Here is a 24529-nt window from a genome sequence, read left to right on the forward strand (position 1 = left end):
ATTCAGTGAAGACAATAGATTTCGGTTTATGGCTGTCACAAACCATTTTGCGTATGCTAGCTCCTGTTCTCCATCCTCTAAAACAAAGATACATAAAAATATTCGGTAAAAATAGCCGATTTTTATTCATTCTGCAATACTAATAGTATCCTTGCCGTGTTTTGATGTTAAAAAAGCAACTCCTCGAAGAGTGATTAAAAGAGAAAGAATTTCAATTTTCAAACAAAGTAAGGTTGTATTTTGTTCTCTAGTTCGAACAAATGGTAGCAGTAAGATAAATCCCAGCAAAATGTATAGATTGACAGGAATTCTCTTTTTCCTTTTGGCAGTATGCAATGTATCTGCACAAAAAGGCACGATTACCGGACGGGTATATCATGGTACTACCAATGAACCTATTGAGTATGCGACAATACTGATACAGGGGAATGACCGTGGGACAGTATCCGATAGTACGGGAGTCTTCTCCCTTCAGGAGGTAAATCCCGGATTCTTCAGGCTTATCGTGAGCTCAGTCGGTTTCAAAAGTGTAGTTTCCCCTGAAATTCAGGTACAGGGAAACCAAACGGCGTTCATCGATATAGCGCTGGCTGAAGACGAAATTGCATTAAAAGAAGTGGTCGTACGCCCCAATTTTGAGACGCGCCGTATTGAAAGTCCAGTCTCCTCTTTTTTTGTGAATGTGCAGCAGATAGAAAAAAGTGCCGGGGTTAACCGTGATGTGTCTAAGGTATTACAAACACTGCCCGGAGTCGGAGCCATGGATCCTAACAGGAACGATCTTATTGTACGCGGCGGGGGACCTTCCGAGAATGTCTTTTATCTCGACGGAATTGAAATCCCGGTAATCAACCACTTTGCCACACAAGGATCATCAGGGGGAGCTATCGGAGTGATAAATCCCGATTTTGTACGTGAAATAGATTTTTATACCGGGGCCTTTCCTGCTAACCGTACCAACGCTTTGAGCTCAGTGATGGAGATACGACAAAAAGAGGGTAGCAAGGATCGTATTCATACAAAGCTATCGGTTGGTGCTTCTGATGCAGCATTGACAATCGATGGTCCTGCCGGGGACAATGCCACCTTCATCGTGTCGGCACGGCAGTCTTACCTGCAATTACTATTCAAGGCACTTAAATTGCCATTCTTGCCTACCTATAATGATTTTCAGGTAAAATATAAATATGACATCAACAGGAAAAACGAAATTACGTTTATCGGAATCGGAGCGATTGATCATATGACATTGAACAAAGAGCTTCAAACAACCGGCACCGAAAGCCAAAAGTATATTCTCAACTACCTGCCAATCTATGAACAATGGAATTACACGGTAGGTGCGGTCTATAAACGTTTTAGTGATAACCATCTCGACACATGGGTACTCAGCAGGAATATGCTTCGCAATAAGAATTACAAGTTTGAAGACAACAATGAATCAAAACAAAAGACATCAGACTACCTCTCGGACGAAGCTGAAAATAAACTTCGTTTTGAACGTGATTTCCGATCCCTGCCGGTACAACTTAAAGTAGGAGGAGGATTACGCTACTCTCGCTATGTAAATGACACTTACAGACGTTTATACAGAAACGGTAGCGTAACTGATCTTCGGTATAACACAGAACTAAACCTTTTTGGTTATCAAGTGTTTGCGCAGGTGTCTGACGAGTATATGGACAACCGCCTGAAACTCTCCTTTGGACTTAATGCGGTAGGAAATAATTTCAATGAGAATATGCGGAATCCGTTGAATCAACTTTCTCCGAGATTGTCTGCCTCCTATTCCTTGTCGGTACGCTGGAGTATCAATGCAAATCTCGGACGCTATACTGCCCAACCGGCCTATACGACAATGGGATTCAAAGATGGAGAAGGTAAATTTGTAAACCGCAATGAAAATTTAAAATATATAGTCTCCGATCAACTGGTGGTGGGTTTCGAACATCGTCCGCATGAAAATATGCGATTGACAATGGAAGGATTCTATAAGCATTATGACAAATACCCGCTCTCGCTTGTAGACGGTTTGAGCATCGCCAGCAAAGGCACCGATTACGGACAGGTAGGCGACGAGGAGATTATTTCCGCGGGCAAGGGAAGAGCTTACGGTATAGAGATCATGTATAAAATCACAGAATGGGAAAATCTCAATCTTACCTCTACCTATACATGGTTCAGGAGTGAATTTACCGATAATAACCTGGTTTATCGTCCCTCTTCATGGGATACCAGGCACCTGCTCAATCTTATCGCGGGATATTGTATCGCAAATAATTGGAACATTGCGGCCAGATGGAGATATGCGGGAGGAGCCCCCTATTCCCCTATTGATGAATCGCTCTCATCGGATAGGGAAGCGTGGGAGGTGACAAACCAGGCTTATATTGACTACTCCCGCTTCAATACGCTAAGGCTGAGCGATTCGCATCAACTCGATGTCCGGGTTGACAAGGAGTTCTATTTTAATAGATGGCTGCTCAACCTCTATGTTGACATTCAGAATGTTTACAACTTCAAAAGTCAGAGACCTCCGATATATACAAATAGGAATCAAAACGGAGACATAATTTCCGATCCGGGAGGGGACTTTTCCAAACAGGGACTGAGAGTGCTCGAGAACAGTAGCGGTACAATTCTTCCAACAATCGGACTGATTATTAAGATGTGATCAGGGAGAGATAATAGTTATCATGTTTATTTCATCCTGAGACAACGACCTGTTATAAATCCGGATGTTCTGTATAACGCCTTTAAATCCGCCGGAGACCACTTCTGAAAGGGATAATTCCTTTATTTCGGCATGTTGATCAATAAGCCCGTCGATATAAGTTCTTAAGACACCATCTTCGTAGGTGATGGCCAATTGAAATGATTCCGGTTTCACAGGAGCGTACCAATGTCCTCCTGTTCCCCTGTTTTGCATTTTCCATGCGTCGGAATTAGCCAATATATTGCTGCTGATTATTTCACTATTTCCCATTTTTATATAGGGTTTTGACTGTTTACCCTCTTTAAGGCCATATGCGAAAGCATCGGTTTTTAAAATCTCGCCGTAATATGCATCATGATCGACAGCAACCGTAGCAATAATGGTAAACTTATCCGATTTAGGTATGTCGATAACTTTTAAATCGCCCGGAGAAACAATGCTTTCCGGATGTTGATACAGAAGACCTTTATCAGGATTGATTTCACCTGAAGGAATATCCATATTGGTACGTATGGCGGTGGGATAACCTGGCCGCGCGGAACTTACAATCCAGTCATAATAATCGCCATACATCCACACCATTTGCGGATTCTTTCCTTCATTGGTTATGACAAAGGGACGGATATTGTTTTTGGGAGAATCGTATGTCAACTGCTCCGTGAATGCCAGCGTCCCTTCGGATGTAACGGTGAACTTCTTGAGTTCATATACAAGCCCGTACTTCCCTTTCACCGGTACTGAGCCGTAGATAATTGACGGATCGGCTTTATCGATAGCCATACCGCCGCTGTAACATTTCTCTAAATCGGGAGTCTGGTGAAAATGGCCTCCCGCATGCGACAGAAATGTTTTACGCCACTCTGTGCCTGTCCACCTTACATGGTAATATTCATGAGAATTCTTATCCTCACTTATCCTCACCACGGCGATCACCGGTTTCTCTTCATCCGTTACTGAAATTTCCCACAACCAGTTGCGGTAAGGAGAGTCTTCAGCAACCGCATCGGGATAGCTTTTTCTGTAATCTGCAGTAGCTTCCACATTGTGTAAAATTCCACTTCCTACCTCCGCTAATTTTTGGCCTTTGATATCTTTCAGTTCATAGGTGTTGATATCGATATAATTGAAGTAGATATAATTGACGCTTTGATTGTCAGGATGGGTTGTAGTGTAGGCCAGATATATTTTGTCTTTTCCATTCGACATGTATTTTGCATAAGGCCTTACTCCTCTTCCGCCTTCCTGTGATTGCAGGATCTGATAAGGGCCCCAGTCAAAGCGAACTTTATCCTCCTTGTCGGGCATAGTGAGTCTGGCAATGGTGGGATGCCATCCTATTCCACGCCAGCAGAGATAGATATGGTCAGGATCATCGGATAGGATGAAAGGAGAGGGGTAGGTGGTGTTATCAGCTGTTTCCAAGCGTATTTCCTTGCCCAATGTAGAGATATCACCCGGTTTCCGGGAGACGCGATAGTAAAAACAAGACTCATCGGTATGACGTGAGTAGAAAATCATGACCCGTTCGTCGGGCAGCACAATGAATGTGGGATTATTATGATCATCGGGTTGGAACCACGAGCGGATCAAAACCTCACTGGTTTTGTTGGTAAGATGATCGATTTGCGTAGCCTTGATATTGCCATGTACATCAATATAACCGATATAGGTGCTTCTAATCGTACCACTTTGGTTTTCATAATAAACAGCACGTGGATCGGCAAACCAGCACCAGGCCCCTTTTTCGGTTATGGTATTCACGGGAATACCCGGTGATTGACCGTTATTTTCATCCACCCGTGTACTATTACGGGTAAAGGCATTCGTCGATACTATCAAATATACGATCCCCCAAATAATTATCCTGTTCATACGATCAATTTTAAACAAAAGAGCCAAGAATCAAGGCACAAGATACAGAATAATTTTATCATGTGCTTATATGCCATACCCTTTTTCGGTAAGAAGATACCGGCTATTCAGCGTTCAACGTAATTCCCGCCGGTTCCAGCCAGGGTGAGGTAAAGTCTATCTTTATTTCGCCCTGCTCACCGGTTGCCTGCACATAAGCCAGTATACGTCCGTGGAACACGCGATGCCTGTTATCGGTATAATCGCTCATATCGGAATTATTGCTCGCCTCCAGACCGAGGAGTTTGGCAGGACCGCTTATCCGGCAGGTAACCTCGTCGTCCGACAGCATCACCGGAACGCCATCCTCATCCACTACCTGTACCACGATATGGGACAATCCTTTCTCTTTTTTTATCTGTTTGCCAGTCTGGACGATCCGTAAGGCATGGGGACGCTTCGATGATTGTATGCTATAACCGGAAACAGGGTTGTTATCCTTATCCATACCTACTACTTCCAATTTTCCGGCTTTGTAGGGAATATCCCAGAATATAATACCGGTATTGTCGTCATACTCTTTTGTCTCGCCGACCTCTGTCCCGTTCAGCAACAATTTGGCTTTGGCAGCATTGGTATAGCATACCACCCGGATCAATTGCCCTTCACTGTAGTTCCAGACAGACCATGCATCCATCGACGGAGCCCTCTCCCTCCCATGATTTCCACCTGGTGTGGGATAAGTTCCCAGATAGGCCATCGGTTTGTCAGACCATAACGACTGACGGAAATATCCTCTCGGCTTGATGAATCCTCCAAAGTCGAGAAGACCTGAATAGAATCCTCTTGAAGGCCATCTGCCCGACTCCCCGAGATAATCGATCCCGGTCCAGAGGAACTGGCCGAAAATATGCTCCCTGTCGCGTGTAGCTTTCCATGCAGCCATATCGTGCCGGTTTTCACTTCCGTAAATCACCCGGTCGGGATACTTTTGATGGTCGCTGTCATATTTGTCTTCGGTATAGTTATATCCTGCTATATCTAATGCTGCCGGGTATTCAGTCTCGTTCGACATGGCCACTCCGGCTAATCCCGCGGTCACGGGACGTGCCCGGTCATATTCTTTTACCACTTTCGCCAGACGCTTTGCAATATCACCCAACTCCATTGCATCGGGTGCATCGGGATTATATCCGCCATAAGAGGCCTGTGTAAATCCTGCTTTCTCTCCTCCGAGAACCGGATGCGAATAGGGATCATTGGGATAGTCTACCTCGTTGCCGATGCTCCATGCAAAAACAGAGATATGATTCCGGTCGCGCCGCACCAGATCGGCCAGATCTATCTCCCCCCATTCCTTGAATATGTCATAAGAACCCTGAAAGCCGGGAGTGCCCACATTCCAGCCTTCTATCCATTTGCGTTTAGGAAATACCCACTCGTCATACATCTCATTAAGTACCAATATCCCCATTTCATCACAGAGTTCGTACAGATCGGTGGCCTGCGGATTGTGGCTCGTACGGATCGCATTCACGCCTATCTCCTTCAGGGTCTGTAAACGTCTTTTCCACACCTCACGGGGAACGGCTGCACCCAGTACGCCTGCATCGTGGTGTATGCATACCCCTTTCACTTTCATCCACTCCCCGTTCAAAGCGAATCCTTTATTGGGATCGAAGGTGTAGGTACGGAATCCTGTGCGGGTTGTGGTCTGGTCAGTTTCAATCCCTCCTTTCAGCACGGTAGTCTTCAACTCATACAAATCAGGATCGGATAATGACCAGAGCGCAGGTTTGTTTACTTTTAATGAAGTGGTCAGTTTATTTCCATTACCAGGCTTTGCTATGAGCTTCTTCGAGTCTTTTGTCACTAGCTTTCCTTCTGCAGAGTATAATTCATTCACGACTGTCAAAGAGGCATTGCTCTCTTCTTCATTATTTATTTCGACCTCCACATTCAGTTGATAGCCGTTTTTTGTTTCTTCAGGATAGGCGTATACACCCCACTGGGCAATATGTACAGGGTTAGCATATACCATCCATACATCGCGGTAAATCCCCGAACCGGTGTACCATCGCGAGTCGGCATACTGGCTGTGATCTACACGTACGGCAATCACATTCTCTTGTCCGTATTGAATATAGGGTGTCGCATCATACATGAACGAGATATACCCGTTAGGGCGCTTGCCAAGCGATTGTCCGTTCAGAAATACTTCGCTGCGGTTATAAACTCCTTCGAAATAGAGATATACTTTCTGCCCCTGTTTGTCGGCTGGAATATCGATTGTTTTACGGTACCATCCAATGCCTCCCGGAAGGTATCCCGTGCAACTGGCAAGCGTAGGACTTAACTGGCCTTTTACGCTCCAGTCATGGGGTAATGATATCTGTTGCCACCTTGTGTCGTCCAGCGTGACCGATTGTCCGTCCTGCATATCGTTCAGGACAAATTTCCAGTTGCCATTGATCTTTTCAGGCGACCCGAAAGATACCTGTGCCCGGAGAGACGGGGCAATGCACATAACCAGTAAAATAACGATTGACAGAGTTTTTTTTCGCATGCGATTATTTTTTGAAATTGTATATTTTTTATCGATAAATGTTCCCATAGACTTATCATGCTCAAAGGTATATCCTTTTATTGAGTCTTTTGATACACGCGTACATAATCTATCTCATAATTCAGGGGGAATGCCGGATCATCGGGTGTCCCGCCGTGTTGTCCGCCTATAGCCAGGTTTAATAACAGATAATGGGGCTGTTTGAACGGATTTCTGAACTCTCCCAATGAACCATTGACGGTTTCCGACAGAAGTGTTTCGTTCAGCAACTCATCATCCAGATAGAGCCGAATGGCTTCTTCGTCCCAATCCATTCTCCAGATATGAAATTTATCCGCCCAATGCGGATCTCTGTCGGTAAAATGCGTGAACGGGATTGCCGAGGTGTTCCATTTGGCATTCCATCGTTCTTCAGTACCCCAGGCTACGTTTGCAAGGATATGCGGAACACCATCTATGCGGTAATACTCCATGATATCAATCTCACCGTTGGATGGCCATTCCATCTCTGTTCCCAGCGTCCAGATGGCTGGCCAGGACCCACTTGCAGTGGGTATCTTCGCCCGTATTTCGAAACGGCCGTACTGAAACTCTTTCCTTCCTTCTGTTTTTATTGAGGAGGAAGTATATTCGATATATTCCCTGCTCCGGCGCCAGTCATTACTGCCTCGTTCATATAGCGGGTTCTCTCTTTTTTCCCTGCGTGCCGAGATCACCAAAAGGCCATCACGGCATTCTGCATTTTCTTCCTGATACCACTGCAACTCATGGTTACGGGCAAAGCCTTCCTCAAAAGACCACACTTCCCTGTCGGGAGCGCCCGGGTTATCAAATTCATCATTCCACACAAGTTTATAACCTTCTACCTCTTTGGGAACAGAAGTATCTGCATTTATCTTATCAAAGATGCCCAGATCCCATTTATCAAACCATTTCAGCACCGGTAATCCGTTCTCGAAAAGAATAGGGAGCCATATATACCTGCCGTCGATAGGGTTCTGAGGTCTCCAGCGGTCTGCCATAAATATAAAGGCATTCTCTTTTCCCTGTACGGGAAGAATGAAGGTGCTTTGTGAATGGAATGTAAGCTGCGCATCTTCTCCCTTGCAGGGATTTGGATGTAATGTCCATTGCCCCATAATATGGTCGGCTGTCAGCAAACGGGCAGCATTAGGATCCCACCCTGTACAACCGGAAGTGATCATGAAATAGCATCCGTCTTTCTTGAAGATAGCCGGCGCTTCGTTGTGCCCTCCCGGTTCTACGCGGATATATTTTCCGGTATAATCCAGATAATCGTCGGTTAATTCTGCTATGTGTAATGTAAGGTTGTCTTCAGACGAATAGATATGGTAGGCTTTGTTATCGTCGTCCACAAACAGGGTCATATCGCGGGACATTTGTCCGCCCTCGAAATCACGGCGAACGAACAGGCCGCCTTTTATGGCTGCCATCCATTCGGGTGTCCACCACTCTTTAAAATCGGTTGATTTCACCGGTGAGTTCCGTTCCGTTTCCATCATATTCATCGGCCATTTCCCTGCATTTACCCGACCGTTTTTCACCAGCTTGTAAGGACCCGTCACATGATCGCTGACCGCTACTGCTGCATGAGCAGCATCATAGCCTTTGCCCTTGAGTTCAAGATGGAAATACATCACGAATTTTCCGGTTTTGGCATTATAGATCACTTTAGGGCGCTCGATGGTACTGCCTCTTACTATCGGGCTTTCCGGATCTTCACTCACTGGCAGGGCTATTCCCTCATTTTTCCATGTATACAAATCGGATGACGAGTAACAGGTTATCCCCACCAATGCAGCGTTGGACCGTTCGCCTTTATGTTCGCCGAACCAGTAGTATTTACCTTCGTGATAGAGAATACCCCCTCCGTGGGCATTGATGATGTCTCCATCGGTATCGAACCATTTCTCTCCCGGGATAATCCATCTCTCCGGTACCTTATTTTCCAGTTGTGAGAATTTGTTCTGCTGTCCGCAACTATAAATAAAAATGCAGGATAGGATAAATAGATGGGCAAGATATTTTTTCATTCAATTATTTCATTTAAATATTTAACAATATCAGTCGAAAAACCATATTGGTTTCTCGACTGATAATACTATGGTTTGAGTTAATCAGATTCCGGATCATAAATATCGATCTGTACATCGTATAACATGAATTCTGCTAAGTTAAAGTAATTTCTATCACCGTATGTTTTTGTTACTAAGAAACGGACATATATAAACGAAGTAGAATTCCTGATCACAGGAGAATTATAGATTGCCTGCGAAGCAGATGGTAAACCCGATGTGAATTCGGCTATCTCAGTCCAGTCAGTGCCGTCGTTGCTTATCAATACTTTCAGATGTTCGGGGCCAACCTGTGCTCCGTTTCTGTTCTGATACGAGAACGAAAAATTGGTAAGCGGCTCATATAAGTCAATTTGTATATACTGTGGAAGTGGTATCTGTGGGGAAGACCATCGTGTATGGAAAAACGTATTTGGATTTCCATCGTTAAGATTGCTGATGGGACCCTCACTTGGTTCCTGATTATCGGTACTGAACTGGTTGTTGTCCAATTTCAACTTACTGGAAGTTATAGTTTCAATTGTTGGAGCTATACCGGATTTTGCACTTAACGATGTAATATCACCTCCCTCATTATTGCTGTTAAAAGTCTGGAAAGTGAATTGATAATTTCCAAATTTAGCCCTTGTATTATCGATAATAAGTTCATTGGTGTACACAGACGCAACTTTCGTTTTTTCTGTTTGTGTCAAATGATCAAAATAGGTTATCTTCAGAAAATAGAAGTTCGAATCGGCCGGAATATCCCAGTTTAATTTAATCTGTCCCGGCAATTCGTCTGATGTTATATTTGAAACAGATGACGGCTTTCCCGTTATCTTCTGGTCGGAGTCGACAAAAGAGTTGTAATCTCCACTACAGCCTGTTATGGAAGATAGACATAGTATTGCTCCTAAACAATAACTGATATATGATTTTATCTTCATATTAATTTGAATTTTGAAATGTTTGTTTTATACACTAATGTATTACCAACCTTCGTTTTGGTACAGATTAGAATTAATTCTACGTTCACTATCCGGAATCGGGAAGAAATACATTTTATCATCCCAACTCCTTTGTTTAGTTACACGGTTGTAATCGTATGTTCCGTTGGGATTTCTTGTTATTTCCATACGTGTGATAGACCTTAAGGCTTCACCATCTTTCCAACGTCTTACATCCCAAAAACGATGCCCCTCGAAGGCTAATTCTACCATTCGTTCGTTTTTATATTTTTTCAGGAAAGCTTCATTCGCCATTCCTGTAGCAAAAGGAGGCATTCCAACACCAGGTCGGTTTCTTACTACATTTACCGCATCTACGGCTGATAGGGTAAAAGTATCATCTGTAGCATCCGGAGATCCGAGATAATTGAATAATGCTTCTGCATAGTTCAGATAAAATTCTCCTAACCGGAAAATAATCCAGGAGTGCCTTTTCGAATTCGTATTTCCGACGCGGAGATCAACCGACGGATCAAGATATTTACGGAGATAGTATCCTGTAGTAGTAGCTCCGGCCAAAGGAGAAGCATTTCTGCCTCCTACAAATGTTTCAATAGGATTTTCATTGTAAATAGGCCATTTCTCGTCTCCATTTTTAACAATGGTCATAGCAAAACGGGGATCTCGTCCGGTATATGGGTCACTGTCGCTATATCCACTGCCGGGTTCGTTCCATAACAATCCGGTTTCTTTCATTTCATAAGCGTCTACAAGGGTTTGCGTAGGACAATTTCCGGAACCACCGCCTTCAACACCTATTGGATAGTTATATGCTTCCAAATAATTCAAATCTCCGATTCGCCTCATAAAAATACCTTCTCCTGCCACATAGCTTTCTGTGCCCCATAGATCCGTATAAGCCCCGAGTGAAATACCATGTACTGCACAGCTATCAATAACCGCTTTACTGGCTAAAGCCGCATCTCTCCATAAACTATTATCATTATTCGTATTAAACAGTGGGCTTGCCCTATAAAGTAAAGCTTTTGCTTTTAAGGCAACCACGGCAATGCGCCCTACACGACCGGTTTCATTGTTGGCCCTGTCAGCCAGATTGGTATATCTGACAGGCAAATGATTTACAATAGCATCACATTCATCAATAATAAAATCAAATATCTGCCCGGCGGGAGTACGTGTAACACTGTTTGCTTCGGCTGATGTCAAAACAGTTGTCACTAAAGGAACATCTCCATATTGCCTTACCAGATTGAAATAAAAATATGCCCGTAAAAAACGAACTTCATATTGATAGCGCTGAAAGCGGACAAACTGTTCCTCATAGTCCTGATCATATTTGTTGCCATCGAATGTTTGTCCCTCTGATGCTTCCAGATAGAAATTTGCCGCACGTATGCCGGCATAGCTGTCATACCAAACACCTGCTTTGGGGTTAATGGGGCTCCATGACCCATTATAAAAATCGTGGATGGATGAGTTTGACCATGCATAATCCGCTTCATCGGATGCGGATGCCAACATTGCGCCACCATAGTTTCCGTAATCATAATCCAGTCTTCCATAAATATCCGTCACAAAATTGGCCGTTCTGGAAAAACTGGAAAACACTTCTTCCTTGCTATTAGTTGTCGTTTCCGTGTAGTTCATCTCGTCCTCACAGGAAAAGAACAAAAATAAAGCGGTTGCAATTATATAATATATAAATTTCGATTTCATGTTCTTATCTTATTAATATGTTATCATTAAAAACCTATGGCAAGCCCAACATGTACTGATCTTGTCAGGGGGAAAGCAATTCCGGTAGATTCGGGATCAGCAATTTTTATTTTATCAAAAGTCAATAAATCTACACCTCTGACATAAAGACGGGCATTGTTTATGTTTATTCCTGATATAACTTGTTCGGGGAATTTATAATAAACCTCGCAGTTGCGTAGTTTCAGATAAGAGGCATCAGCCAACCAGACCGTATTATTCCGGTAATTGTTTTCGTTAGCCAATGTTGTCAATCTCGGATATTTTGCTGTGCCTGCTGTTTCCGGTGTCCACCTGTTTTCATAATAATGAGTGGAAATAGTGGTATTATCTATCAGAGGTTTGTAAACACTGGGTGTCATCAGCATCGTACTGTAATTACCTACGCCCTGGAAACTGGCACTGATTCCTATTCCTTTCCATTCTGCACCTAAATCAAAAGAAAAATACATTTCGGGGATAGCACTGTTATAGCCGATGGGTACAATATCGTAATCATTGATAACACCGTCTCCATTTTGATCCTTGTACTTGATGTCTCCGGGACGTACGGTAGAGAATTCCTGTGCGGGGCTATTGAGAATATCATTCTCATCGATAAAGAAACCTATGGCTTCCAAACCGAACAACTGACCTACCGGTTTACCTGTACTTCTCAGGTATTCATAAGGTTTTTCCTCTTCCAACTGTTCTATGATCTTACTTTTCGCCAATGTGAATTTTCCACCCAGATTATAAGAGAAATCCCTTACTTTCTTATTGATGGATGCACCTAATTCAAAGCCATGACTGTTCACTACCCCTTCATTGGCAAAGGATGGATAATTACCCAATACGGCTGAAACCGTGTAATATCCCGAAACAAATATATTATCTCTTCTCTCGAAAAATATATCTCCCGAAAGGTTGATATCTTTAAAGATGGATGCATCTATCCCGAAATTATATTTTAGCGCCCTTTCGTTTTTAATATTTTCCGTAGGAAGATAATACTCCCGTGTTCCATCATACCAGGCAGCATTGTTCCCTAACGGATAACCATTCCCTCCACCGAAGTTTTGAGACCAGTAATCGTTTGCAGGTATGAAGTCAGCATTGATTAATCCGGCTGATGCCCTTAATTTCAGAAAATCAATGAAATCGATATTTTGCATAAATTCTTCGCGCGAAACTACCCATGCTGCGGAAAGGGTTGGAGAGAAAGCATATTTATGATTGGGAGCCAATCTGTTGGAGCCGGAATAGACCAATGCCATATCCGTAATATACTTCTCTTTATAGATATAATTGATATATCCTGCGAAGTTTTGCCGAAAATTGGTGTTATAACGATCCTTCTGTACCTTCTTTTCAGTTGAATATATGAAGGAAGTGAAAAGGTCGTGTTCACCAAATGATTTTTTATAATCTATGTTCCCGACAAAATTAAAATGCCGGGTCTGGTAATCAAGCGAACTGCTATAATTTAATTTTCCAATATTTCCTCCCTGAACACGAGACGTATCCACAGGTATCCCGGAAGATAAATCAACGGCATCGCTTGCCCATTGGTAATCTTTGATAGAACCTTCCCAATAAGCGGCGAAATTATCATATCCTACCCTGACAGAGGCGCTTAATCCTTCCGTCAATACTGATAAATCCTGCGTAAGTTTGGCGTCTGCATATAAAGCTCTGTTGTGTCCTTTTGAAAAACCTCTCGATTGAATTAACGCTACGGGGTTCATGTTGGTACCCCATATAGAATTTCCACCCCAAAAACCATCGTGGGTCTGTACCGGATATGCAGCAGAAGGTACCGTATATAATTTTGTCATCAGATTATCAGAACCTAATCCCGGCCGGTTAAATTCACTTAATACCCCTTGCAGATTAACCTGCATTTTTGTCGTATTGGTCAGATCCATATCCAGATTGGTTCTGAGATTTAGTTTTGAAAACTTCATCTGGGTAGAGTAATCACTTACAGCATTATTTTCATTGATAAATCCGCTATTAGACTGTAGAGTGGCTACGGTGAAATATCGCATAAACGTACCTCCACCTCTGAAGCTTATATTATACATATTCGAGGCGCCATTATTGCGGAAGACCTCATCCAACCAATTCACATCTGCATAGAGATACGGATATGTGCCATCCCTGAAAGCATTCAACTCGTTTTGATTATAGCGGTCAGGTAGTCCGTCGTTAGCCAATGCTTCATTCAATGCACTGGCATACGTATAGGCATTCGCAAACTCAGGTAGGCGAGATTGTGATGTAAAAGCGTGATCATAGCTCACTTTTACCTCTCTGCTATCTATCTTCCCCCTTTTTGTTTTTACGGAAAGAATTCCATTTACACCTTTGTATCCATATAGAGCAACGGCAGCGGCATCGCGAAGCACAGAAACAGACTCGACTTCCTCGAGTGTCAGTGTGTTAATGGGTCTTTCAAATCCATCAACCAACACCAGAATGTTATTGTCCGATAAAGTCTGCAACCCACGGATACTGAACCAGGCAGGTGTACCCCAGATAACATCAGAATTCTGTAATGAGGTTAATCCCAACACATTACCAAACAATGAATTGGCCAGATTCATCGCTGAACGTTTATCGATATCTTCAATATCGGTACGTGAAACGGCGGCAGTAGAAAGTGCCAGTTCCCGTTCAAATCCAAATCCGATGTCAACCAAACTTGCACTAAGATCCATCGTTACGGTTAATTCCTGTGAAAAATCGGTTACTGTTACTTCTTTTCTGTATCCTTCTGAAGCTTCAATCAATAACTGATCACCTTCTATTGTTTTTACCTCGAAATTCCCATTGTAATCGGTAGATGCAATAAGCTGATTATTAATTGCATTATAGATCGCAACGCCGGAAACAGGATTTCCCTTACTATCAACAACCCTGCCTTTGAGTGTTGAAGTATCTTGTCCTACGGCGACAAATGAAACTGCTATTGAAACCAAAAGCATTAATATTTTATTTCTCATCTTTACTTCGTTTTGTAATTTATAAGCTGGTTACCATCCGGGATTTTGTGTTAATCCGTAATCTTTATTCACCTCCAAGGTGGGGAAAGCAGACAAATACCATTTGGAATTGAAATTTGTCCACCAGGATCGCCTTGAATTTTCAAGTTGAAATTTCTCATATCTAAATTCTGTGGGGCGGGGACCTCTTTCATTGGCGGGTTTGTCCGACCATGACACCTCTACCACATTCCCGTTTTCGTCCAAACGATAAATTCTTAATCCATGCAATACTTTTGTGAAATCCTGTGCTCTCTTATGCCTTATAAGATCAAAAAACCTGACATCCTCAAACCCAAGTTCACACGCACGCTCATTCAAAATGGCTTCAAGTAGCAAGGATTGATTACTGTAATCAATGCCGGGATTCGATTCTCTCAAACCATTCAACCCAACTCTACCACGCACTTTGTCAATTTCATTGATAGCCTCATCTGTCCGACCGGCCATCATCAATGCTTCTGCATAAATCAGATGGATTTCAGCAATCCTCAGGTAGGGCCATAATGTAGGACGATTCCGTGCTGAAGAAAAATCCAAGATAAACTTATATAATCCAAAACCTGTTGCAAACTGTCCCTGCTCAGTTTTCGGACCTTGTTGCGCCTCGCGTCCACCGATCCAAAGTTCAACCTGACGCCCCTGGTAGGACGCATTATTGACCAATATTGTTTCAAACAAACGGGGATCCCTGTCGGAAAAAATCACATCAACATGATCCGGGTTATTCCAGTCAAAAGGAGTTCCATCGGATAACGGAAACATATCAACGTATTCCAATGTAGGAGTGAATGCACCGTTCATCACCGACTGGGGGAAGTAATAATTCCACTGGTAATCATCCCCATAGGTATATCGCACTCTTGTCGATATCAATAGCTCCGGATTATCACCTCCACTTCCTCTTGTATAATAAGCTTTTCTGAAAGCCTCTCTATAGGCTGAGGGGGTAGCCGCTGAAGGTTGAACCAAACCATAACGTCCCTGGGCATTCACTTCTCTGAAAAAATCTTCACAAGCTTCCAGCGTTTGTTCCCATAACTCCGGTTGGTATCCTCCGTACCATACACTATGGTTGGTAACGGCATCCTGAGGTGATTCCCTGGAATAAGGCTCTGAATCGTTAAACAGGGGGCTAGCGGCAAACAGCAATATTTTGCATTTTAGCCCCATCGCGGCCGCTTTCGTGAAACGCCCGTCCCAGTTAGATATTTCACCCTCATCAAGTGCCCAGGGAAGTACATTAGAAGCGTCATCCAGAAGGGTAGTCATGAACTCTACCGTTTGTTCAACAGTTGCCCTGGGGGTTTGATAGTACGATTCATCAAGAGAGAAATCGTATGCTTTATCAATGATCGGCAATCCGCCGAAATGCCGGAACATATCGAAATAACGGGAAGCCACAATAACTTTTGCCTCCGCCTTTAATCTCTCCTTTTCAGATTGTTGCATATCAGGCACCCGGTCTACATTTTCAATAAACAACCAGGCTTTTCTTATGGCTTCCCATGTATTTTCCTTGGAGAAACCAAACTTGGTATCATTACTAGTGTCCTCCCTGTTCGCGTTATAAGTTCCGTTATAATAGGACCTGTTGACTCCATCCCAACTTAAATGGCTATGCCATGAATCGGACAAAGTTTCAAACATACCCATATTCATCTTATTATCCACGTCATTCCAGTAAACCGGTAGAGCGTAGTATAACTTGCCATAGGTATCCCACAAAAAATAACGTGCATTTTCAGCCTTGGCAAAAACAGAGTCAAGGGTTACATCCACTCCGGGAGCTTTCTCTAAGAAACTATCTCCGAATTTCAAATCATCAACGCAGGATGAACAGAATATGGCCATTCCTATAGTCAAGGATATAAGTGTTGATTGAATATTTATTTTCATCTGTTTGTTTTATTTAAAGCAATTAATCTCATCCTTAATTTAGAATCCTAATTTTAATCCTACTGTGAATACTCTGGTTAATGGATAATTAGGTCTGTCACTGGTTCTCGATTCAGGGTCCGTAATCTTAAGGACATCGAAGGTTAATAAATTATACCCATTGGCATAGACCCGTAAAGAGTTTAACCTCATTTTTGTCATAAAGGGCGCATTGAAATTGTAACCAACCTCAAGGCTCTTTAACCGGAGGTATCTGGCATCCACGAGATACAAATCGGAATCAACAATATTGTTTGCCTTGCTGGTTATACTTGCCCTGGGAAGTTTCGCTGTAGAGGCGGTTTCCTCAGTCCATCTGTCTTGATATTGATATAACAGCAATCCTTTGTTATTTGTATCTCCCAACGGTTCTCTCAATGTCTCCTGCAACATGCGGGAAGTATTCCACGCACCTGTCCATTGCATACTCAAATCAAAACCTTTCCATTCAAATCCCATATTGGCCCCCACTACATATTCGGGGACATTGGTATAACCCATGGCTATCTTATCGTCGTCATTGATCACACCATCTTCATTTATGTCTACATACACTGCATCCCCGTTCTTTAACACTACGGAATGATCAGCAATATCCCTTCCAAATTGGGCTTTATACCGTTCATTGGCGGTTTCGTCATAGAAACCCCAGAATTTCCTGCCAAAAGGCTGATTAATAGGCTTTCCTGTTCTCCACAGATAATCTTCATTGGGTCTGACTTCCATTTGCTCTACAATTTTGTTTCTGGCAAATGATAAATTGGGACTGATCCAATACCTGAAATCGTTTCCGATCTTATCATCCCATCTGAGTGTAATTTCATAACCACGACTGTTGACTATCCCGTTATTTAGTACCGGGAGTGTCATGCCTATATAACTGGGAAGTGAAGATGGAACTACAAGGATATCTCTACGGTGTTCTTTGAATATGTCGAATGTTGTCATTAAACGGTCATTCAAAAAGTAAAGGTCTACTCCCAGATTTTGCTTATATGCTTTCTCCCATGTTACATCGGGATTAGATTTTGCTCCTTCATAAGCACCCCCTCTGTTACCACTCACATTTGTTCCGAAATTGTATCCCGATCCGTTAAGGTAAAACGGATCAGCAATATACATGAATCTTCGGTCCTGTGTGTTATCATTTCCTACTACTCCATAAGAAGCCCTTAATTTAAGATAGGAGACATAATTTTTTATTTCCTCCATAAATGGTTCTTCTGTCATCACCCATCCTATAGACCCTGCGGGAAAGAAGCCATATCGCTTTCCGGGAGCAAAATTCTCAGAACCATTATATCCCATATTGAATTCGATCATGTATTTGGAGAGGTAATCATAAGTAAGGCGCCCTACCATTCCCACATATCCTTTGGGAAGATCGGTAAATGTCCCCGGGTAATAGTATTTCGATTGGTTATATAACAGTAATGCACCAAGGTTATGAGCGGAATTTATAGTGGTATTATAGTTTAAACTTGTTTCGAAATACCAGTTACGTCCCTTGTCAAATGATTCTCCATAACCTAAAGTTCCGTCTTCTCCGTATTTACGGTAACCCATTGATCCATCATCATTTTTTACGGCCACATAATAAGCCTTCGACGAACTTCTCGATTTTGTTTGGGCGTAACTACTATTATAAGATCCTTTCACATTGAAAGACAGTCCTTTTGTTATGAAATCCAATTTTTGCTTTAACTGAACGTCTACGTTCAATGTATTGCCTACCTTGTTGTTATATCCTCTACCATAATATGGATTTAATCCATCCGCTCCGGGATTTGGGATAACATCAGGATTGGTCTTGATCCATCTTCCATCTACGATACCGGCTCCGGAAAAGGGTGTAGCCCAATATAAATGACGAAACAACTGATTTTGATCCTCGGCTGAGATAGGAGTATTTTTATCCTCCACACGACCTCCTATATTTAATGACAATTCTGTTGATTTTGACAAGTTAAAATCAAGGTTTGCCCTATAATTGTATCGTTTAAAATCAAAATTGAAATCATAGCCGGCGTCAAATGTCTTGAATAATCCACCCTGGGTATACATCCCTGCTGAAACAAAATAGCGAAAAAATTTATTCCCCCCTGATATATTCATATTGTGTTGCGATTGCTGGGCATAGTCTTTAAGAATATAATCAAGCCAGTCCATATTGGGATACAATAAGGGATCCGACTGTGTTTGAAATGCAGTGAGCATCTCGGGAGAAAATTTCACATTATTCGGATTTACCCCGTCTCTGATTTGAGCTTCATTATAGAAACTTGCATATTGATAGCTGTCCGCAAACTCAAGCAATCGGGTCGGAACAGTAATACCGGTAGAAGTCGTTACCGAAATATTTGCCTTCCCTTCTCTTCCTCTTTTCGTTGTTACCAAAATTACCCCATTGGCGCCACGAACCCCAAAAACCGCTGTAGCAGAAGCATCTTTAAGGATAGTGATGCTTTCAATCTCATTCGGGTCTATCTGTGTAAAATCTCTCTCAACACCATCGACCTGTACCAAAGGAGTAGAACTATTTAAAGTGGTAATACCCCGGACATAAATTTCCGCGGCATCAGCACCCGGTTCTCCGGAATATTGAACGGTACTGACCCCTGTCAATTTTCCGGCTAACGCATTACCAATAGATCCTGTAGGCGTCTTGATCAGATCATTCCCACTGACGGATGTAATAGCACCGGTTACTGTTACTTTCTTTTGCGCACCGTATGCAACCACCACTACCTCATCCAATGTTTGAGTGTCTTCTTCCAGAATGATTGTCAATGGCCGAGCAGTTACCACTACCTCCTGTGTTGTATAGCCAATATAGCTAATCTGAAGAGTGGCACCTTCCGATACATTTAAGGTGAAATTTCCATCGATATCGGTAACCGTACCATTGGTGGTGCCTTTCTCCAGTATACTCGCACCGATGATAGACTCACCGTTCACATCAGACACATTTCCGGTGACACGGTTCTGGGCATACGTCATAATACAGCATAGATTGATGACGATACCTACAATAAATACTTTCAATTTGTGCATAATTTATAAATGTTTTTTAGAACATAGAGTATTAAATATATAATTAGAGAATTAAAATGTTAATTTCTATAAACCCCTCTCTCGTATATACCGCTAAAAAATGTTTTATAATAGATTTTTTATTGTTTTTTCCCGGCAAAAAACATTCTCTTATTCTATATTTGAATAATTATATGGCAAAAGTATTGACATTTATTAATAATGACAGATGGTAAATCAATCATTCTAAAGGGATAAAATAATCATTCCGACAATGACAAATTTATCCACCATAACACGATAATCTACTATAGAATAACAACATGCATCATTCCCTATAGTGTTTTTAAAAATTTAACCGGAACCATACTCTTGAATATATATGAGAAAATTTTCTAAATTTGTATAGGATATACAATGATTCTCCTTATTAGTTATGTTAAAAAAAACAATTGTTTTATACTGTCTATTATTTATTCATTTTAATGCACAGGCGCAATCACAGGCTTTAAAACATTTCGGTGTAGAATATGGATTATCTAATAACTATATTGTCGATATAACACAAGATGGCCAGGGGTTCATCTGGATAGCGACAGAATCGGGATTAAACCGTTTCGACGGAAAAAATTTTACAGTATATACGAAAAATAATTCCGATATCGTAAGTAATGAACTGAATACATTGCTATATGATGAGGAGCAAAATAGTATCTGGATCGGTTCTCAAAGAGATGGGATCAGCATTTTCGACTGCAGTTCCCAAACATTTACAGATTATACGATACAAGAAGGACTGATAACCAATGATGTAACACATCTTTCTCATGCAGCAGATGGAGGAATATGGATAACTCATTATCATTTGGGTATAGAATATTATGATAAAAATACCAAGCAATTAACCCGTTTTATAAGCCCGGAGATAGAAGGATTGAAACTCCTAAACTGGTGTTCTTTCGACGATGGCAGAGGTAATCTGTATGTGGGACATGCCTTTGACGGGTTAAGTATTATCGATATAAAGAATAAAACGGCACGCAATATCCGCCACGAACCGGGAAATCCCAAAAGTCTTCCCGGAAATACTGTCCGTGCTATTTATATGGATCATTTGGGAAATATCTGGGTAGGTACAAATAACGGACTTGCTTTGTTTAATCCCCAGACTGAAGAATTTATCACGTTCAGGCATGATTCCTCCAATCCAAACTCCCTGGGAGAGAACTATATTTATGATATCAGGGAAATGAAAGATGGCTCTTTGTGGATCAGTACCGATATGGCCGGCATCAGTATTCTCGACCTGAGCAGCATTACCTTGCTTGACCCTAAAATGGTCATGTTCAGAAATATATCCATCACAAAAAACCATTACGGTTTATCTTCGTCCAACGTCAGAGTGTTATTTCAGGATTCTTTCGATAATATCTGGATTGGGCACTACAGCCGTGGAATAGATTTTATCGGTAACAGACCTCCTGTTTTTCAAACTCTCCTACATTCTATGGATAAATACAGAGACACGAATGAGAAGCAGATATGGGATATATGTATAGATAAAAACCGGCAATTATGGGTCGGCACCGAAAATGAAATTATCCTCCTTCAGGATAATGAAATAAGAAGAACCATCAATATTCACCCCTATCTGTCAAACGCAAGTTCAAATGTATATATCAACAAGATAAGAAGTGACAGCTATGGAATTCTCTGGTTCGGAACAACTATGGGAGATATATTCAGGTTCAATCCGGAGAATTATCAGATAAAAACTACTTCTTTCGGCAAAAGGGGAGAGTATGCACATGAATTTTACGAGGATAGCGATGGGAAAATGTGGATCGGAGCAGAAAACGGATTATATTCTTACCGGAATGGAAATATTGAGAAAGAAATCCACATCGATGACCAACTGGAGGATAAGACAATATATAGTATTCTACGTGACAGAGAGGGGAAATTATGGATCGGGACATTCGGAAAAGGAATATTTATCTTCGACGATAACAATAATTTAGTGGATAACATAGTCAGAGATAAAGGATTTATCTCCAATGCCATCAACCACCTTTATATGGATTCCGAAGGTGGGGTGTGGGTTGCTACACGGAATGGATTGGCTTATTTTAAGAATACGGAAGATACCGACCAATATGAGGTATATGATGAGAAACAGGGACTTGAGAACTCATATATCCGTGCCGTTCAACAGGATAATCAGGGAAATATCTGGATTAGTACCAATGCCGGTATTTCGCTATGGAACGGAGAAAAGTTTAATAATTACAACCATCAGGACGGTACTCCTATCGGGGACTTTACCAATGGTGCTGCAAGTCTCAGGGAAGACGGTATCCTTTTCTTTGGTTCACTCAATGGTGTCTGCTATTTTAATCCTGAAGAATTAACGAAAGAAAAACGAAAAGTTGTTCCTGTGCAAATTATAGAATGTCTGGCATTGAATAAACAGATAGAAAATTACAGCAGGGAAATTCTGGTTCCTACAACACAGCATAGAATAGAGTTGGCATATGATAAAAACTCTTTCAGGATCTCATTTTCAAGTCCTGACTATTCACAAAACCAGCAAGTCGAGTATGCCTATATGATGGAAGGACTTGACAATACCTGGTATAATACGCAGGATGAAAACCAGGTTGCATTCCGGAACATAGCCCCGGGAGAGTATACGTTTAAAGTAAAAAGCCGTCTGAAAAATCAGGAATGGGATGAAGTAAATATTGCCTCGCTGGACTTTATCATCCATCCTCCCTTATGGCTTACCTGGTATGCCAAGCTTTTATATGTAATAATAGCCTGTATAATCATCTTCTTCTCACTCCGTTCCTATAAAAAAAGTGTCGACCTGAAAACATCCTTTGAACTGGAAAAGAAAAACAGCCAGAACAAACAGGAACTAAACGACGAACGACTGCGTTTTTATACGAATATTACCCATGAACTCCGGACTCCGTTGACACTTATTCTCGGACCACTGGAGGATCTGGTGCAGGATTCCGGATTAGCACCAGTACATAGCAAGAAAATAGGTATTATTCACGCCAGCGCCATCCGCCTTTTAAATCTGATCAACCAGATTCTCGAATTCAGGAAAACCGAGACGCAGAACAGGAAACTATCCGTGTCGAAGGGGAATCTGGCAAATCTGGTTGCAGAAACAGGATTACGCTATAAGGAATTATCCCGGAATGATAAGGTTATAATCCATGTTGATATAGGCGAGAAAAATACAATCCTCTATTTTGATGCTGACGTTATCACTACCATATTGAATAACCTCTTGTCAAATGCAATAAAATATACAGCAGAAGGTGAAATTCGCCTTTCTCTGCGTTCGGTCAAGGAGAAAGACAATCACTATACCGAAATAGTGGTTTCCGATACTGGTTATGGAATAGAGGCCGACGCTTTATCACATATATTCGAACGTTATTACCAGGCAAAAGGTAGACATCAATCGTCCGGTACGGGAATAGGACTTGCCCTCGTTAAATCATTGGCCGATCTTCACGAAGGGACTTTGCATGTGGAAAGTACTGTCGGTAAAGGAACCCTGTTCAGGTTACGTTTATTAACCGGAAACACTTACCCTTCGGCTATACATACGGAAGAAAAATCGGCTACTGATACTATTGAAGAAGAACAGGACATCCAAAAGGAAGACAATACTGACAGCCGTCCTGTAATTTTGATAGTTGAAGATGATGACGATATCCGGGGATATATTGTTTCTTCTCTGGAAAATGATTATCATGTGCTATCCGCAACAAACGGAAAAGAGGGATTGGAACTGGCGAGAAAACATATACCCAACATTATTGTCAGTGATATTATGATGCCTGAAATGGATGGTATGGAACTCTGCCATACAATAAAAGAAGATATGCGTACCAGCCATATTTCGGTTATTTTACTTACCGCCAGAGATTCTCTCTCTGATCAGGAAAAAGGGTATGACAGTGGAGCCGATTCCTATCTGACAAAACCGTTTAGCGCCAGGCTATTGCGGAGCCGTATAGACAATTTACTGGAATCGCGCCGGAAACTGGCAGAGCAGATAAGCACATTCGCCAAAGGAACAGTAAGACATGAAAATAATTTAGCGGAAGAACCTTTGAAAATCAGCAAACTGGATGAAGAGTTCTTACATAAACTCACTGAGATTGTAGAGAATAATATTGAAATGGAAGACCTCGATATAGCCTTTATTAAAGAAAAGATGAACATGAGCTATTCTACTTTCTACAGAAAAGTCAAAGGACTCACTGGAATATCTCCCAATGAGTTTATCCGGAAGATCAGGCTCAAAAATAGTCTCCGGCTCCTACTGGCCGGTTCATATCAGGTATCGGAAGTGGCATATATGTCCGGATTCAATGATGTGGTCTATTTCCGGAAATGTTTTAAGGACGAATACGGTATGGCTCCTTCAGAATATGCAAAATCAATGAAACGAGCATTATAACCATTATCACACAAATGAATGATTAAAAGCGAGTTCCATATGATACCTTTGAAAATAGAAGTTTTAATCATATGAAATAAATCTGTTTTGATTGATTTATCTCTCTTTTTTG

General features: G+C 41.8%; 10 protein-coding genes. 2 read left to right on the forward strand and 8 right to left on the reverse strand.

Features of this window, described 5'->3' with window-relative positions:
- Positions 1–289: 289 nt before the first annotated feature.
- Positions 290–2674, forward strand: a complete 2385-nt coding sequence (locus U2P89_RS11105; RefSeq protein WP_322191430.1) for a TonB-dependent receptor — start codon at positions 290–292, stop codon at positions 2672–2674.
- Here the strand turns inward: U2P89_RS11105 and U2P89_RS11110 are convergent, their stop codons facing one another.
- The 8 genes from U2P89_RS11110 to U2P89_RS11145 form a co-directional block, all read right to left on the reverse strand.
- Entirely contained in the window at positions 2675–4588 is a 1914-nt protein-coding gene (locus tag U2P89_RS11110; protein ID WP_322191431.1) for a BNR-4 repeat-containing protein, read from the reverse strand.
- 103 nt (positions 4589–4691) lie between these two features.
- Positions 4692–7133, reverse strand: coding sequence for a sugar-binding domain-containing protein (locus tag U2P89_RS11115; RefSeq protein WP_322191432.1), 2442 nt, complete (start codon positions 7131–7133; stop codon positions 4692–4694).
- 77 nt (positions 7134–7210) lie between these two features.
- On the reverse strand, positions 7211–9187 hold the full coding sequence (locus tag U2P89_RS11120; RefSeq protein ID WP_322191433.1) for a family 43 glycosylhydrolase: 1977 nt from the start codon (positions 9185–9187) through the stop codon (positions 7211–7213).
- Between the two features lie 80 nt (positions 9188–9267).
- Positions 9268–10155, reverse strand: coding sequence for a discoidin domain-containing protein (locus U2P89_RS11125; RefSeq protein ID WP_076929286.1), 888 nt, complete (start codon positions 10153–10155; stop codon positions 9268–9270).
- A 42-nt stretch (positions 10156–10197) separates the two neighbouring features.
- On the reverse strand, positions 10198–11892 hold the full coding sequence (locus U2P89_RS11130; protein WP_076929288.1) for a RagB/SusD family nutrient uptake outer membrane protein: 1695 nt from the start codon (positions 11890–11892) through the stop codon (positions 10198–10200).
- A 26-nt stretch (positions 11893–11918) separates the two neighbouring features.
- Positions 11919–14918, reverse strand: coding sequence for a SusC/RagA family TonB-linked outer membrane protein (locus tag U2P89_RS11135; RefSeq protein WP_322191434.1), 3000 nt, complete (start codon positions 14916–14918; stop codon positions 11919–11921).
- Between the two features lie 30 nt (positions 14919–14948).
- Complete coding sequence (locus U2P89_RS11140; RefSeq protein ID WP_322191435.1) at positions 14949–16856, reverse strand: RagB/SusD family nutrient uptake outer membrane protein; 1908 nt, start codon at positions 16854–16856, stop codon at positions 14949–14951.
- Positions 16857–16895: 39 nt separating this feature from the next.
- Positions 16896–19949 carry a TonB-dependent receptor gene (locus tag U2P89_RS11145; RefSeq protein WP_322191436.1) on the reverse strand — a complete coding sequence of 1018 codons (3054 nt, stop codon included), beginning with the start codon at positions 19947–19949 and terminating at the stop codon, positions 16896–16898.
- 415 nt (positions 19950–20364) lie between these two features.
- Here U2P89_RS11145 and U2P89_RS11150 point away from each other — a divergent pair, with 415 nt between their 5' ends.
- Entirely contained in the window at positions 20365–24417 is a 4053-nt protein-coding gene (locus U2P89_RS11150) for a hybrid sensor histidine kinase/response regulator transcription factor (RefSeq protein ID WP_322191437.1), read from the forward strand.
- The last annotated feature ends 112 nt before the right edge of the window (positions 24418–24529 follow it).

The organism is Proteiniphilum sp. (assembly GCF_034331125.1).
Classification (GTDB): Bacteria; Bacteroidota; Bacteroidia; order Bacteroidales; family Dysgonomonadaceae; genus Proteiniphilum; species Proteiniphilum saccharofermentans.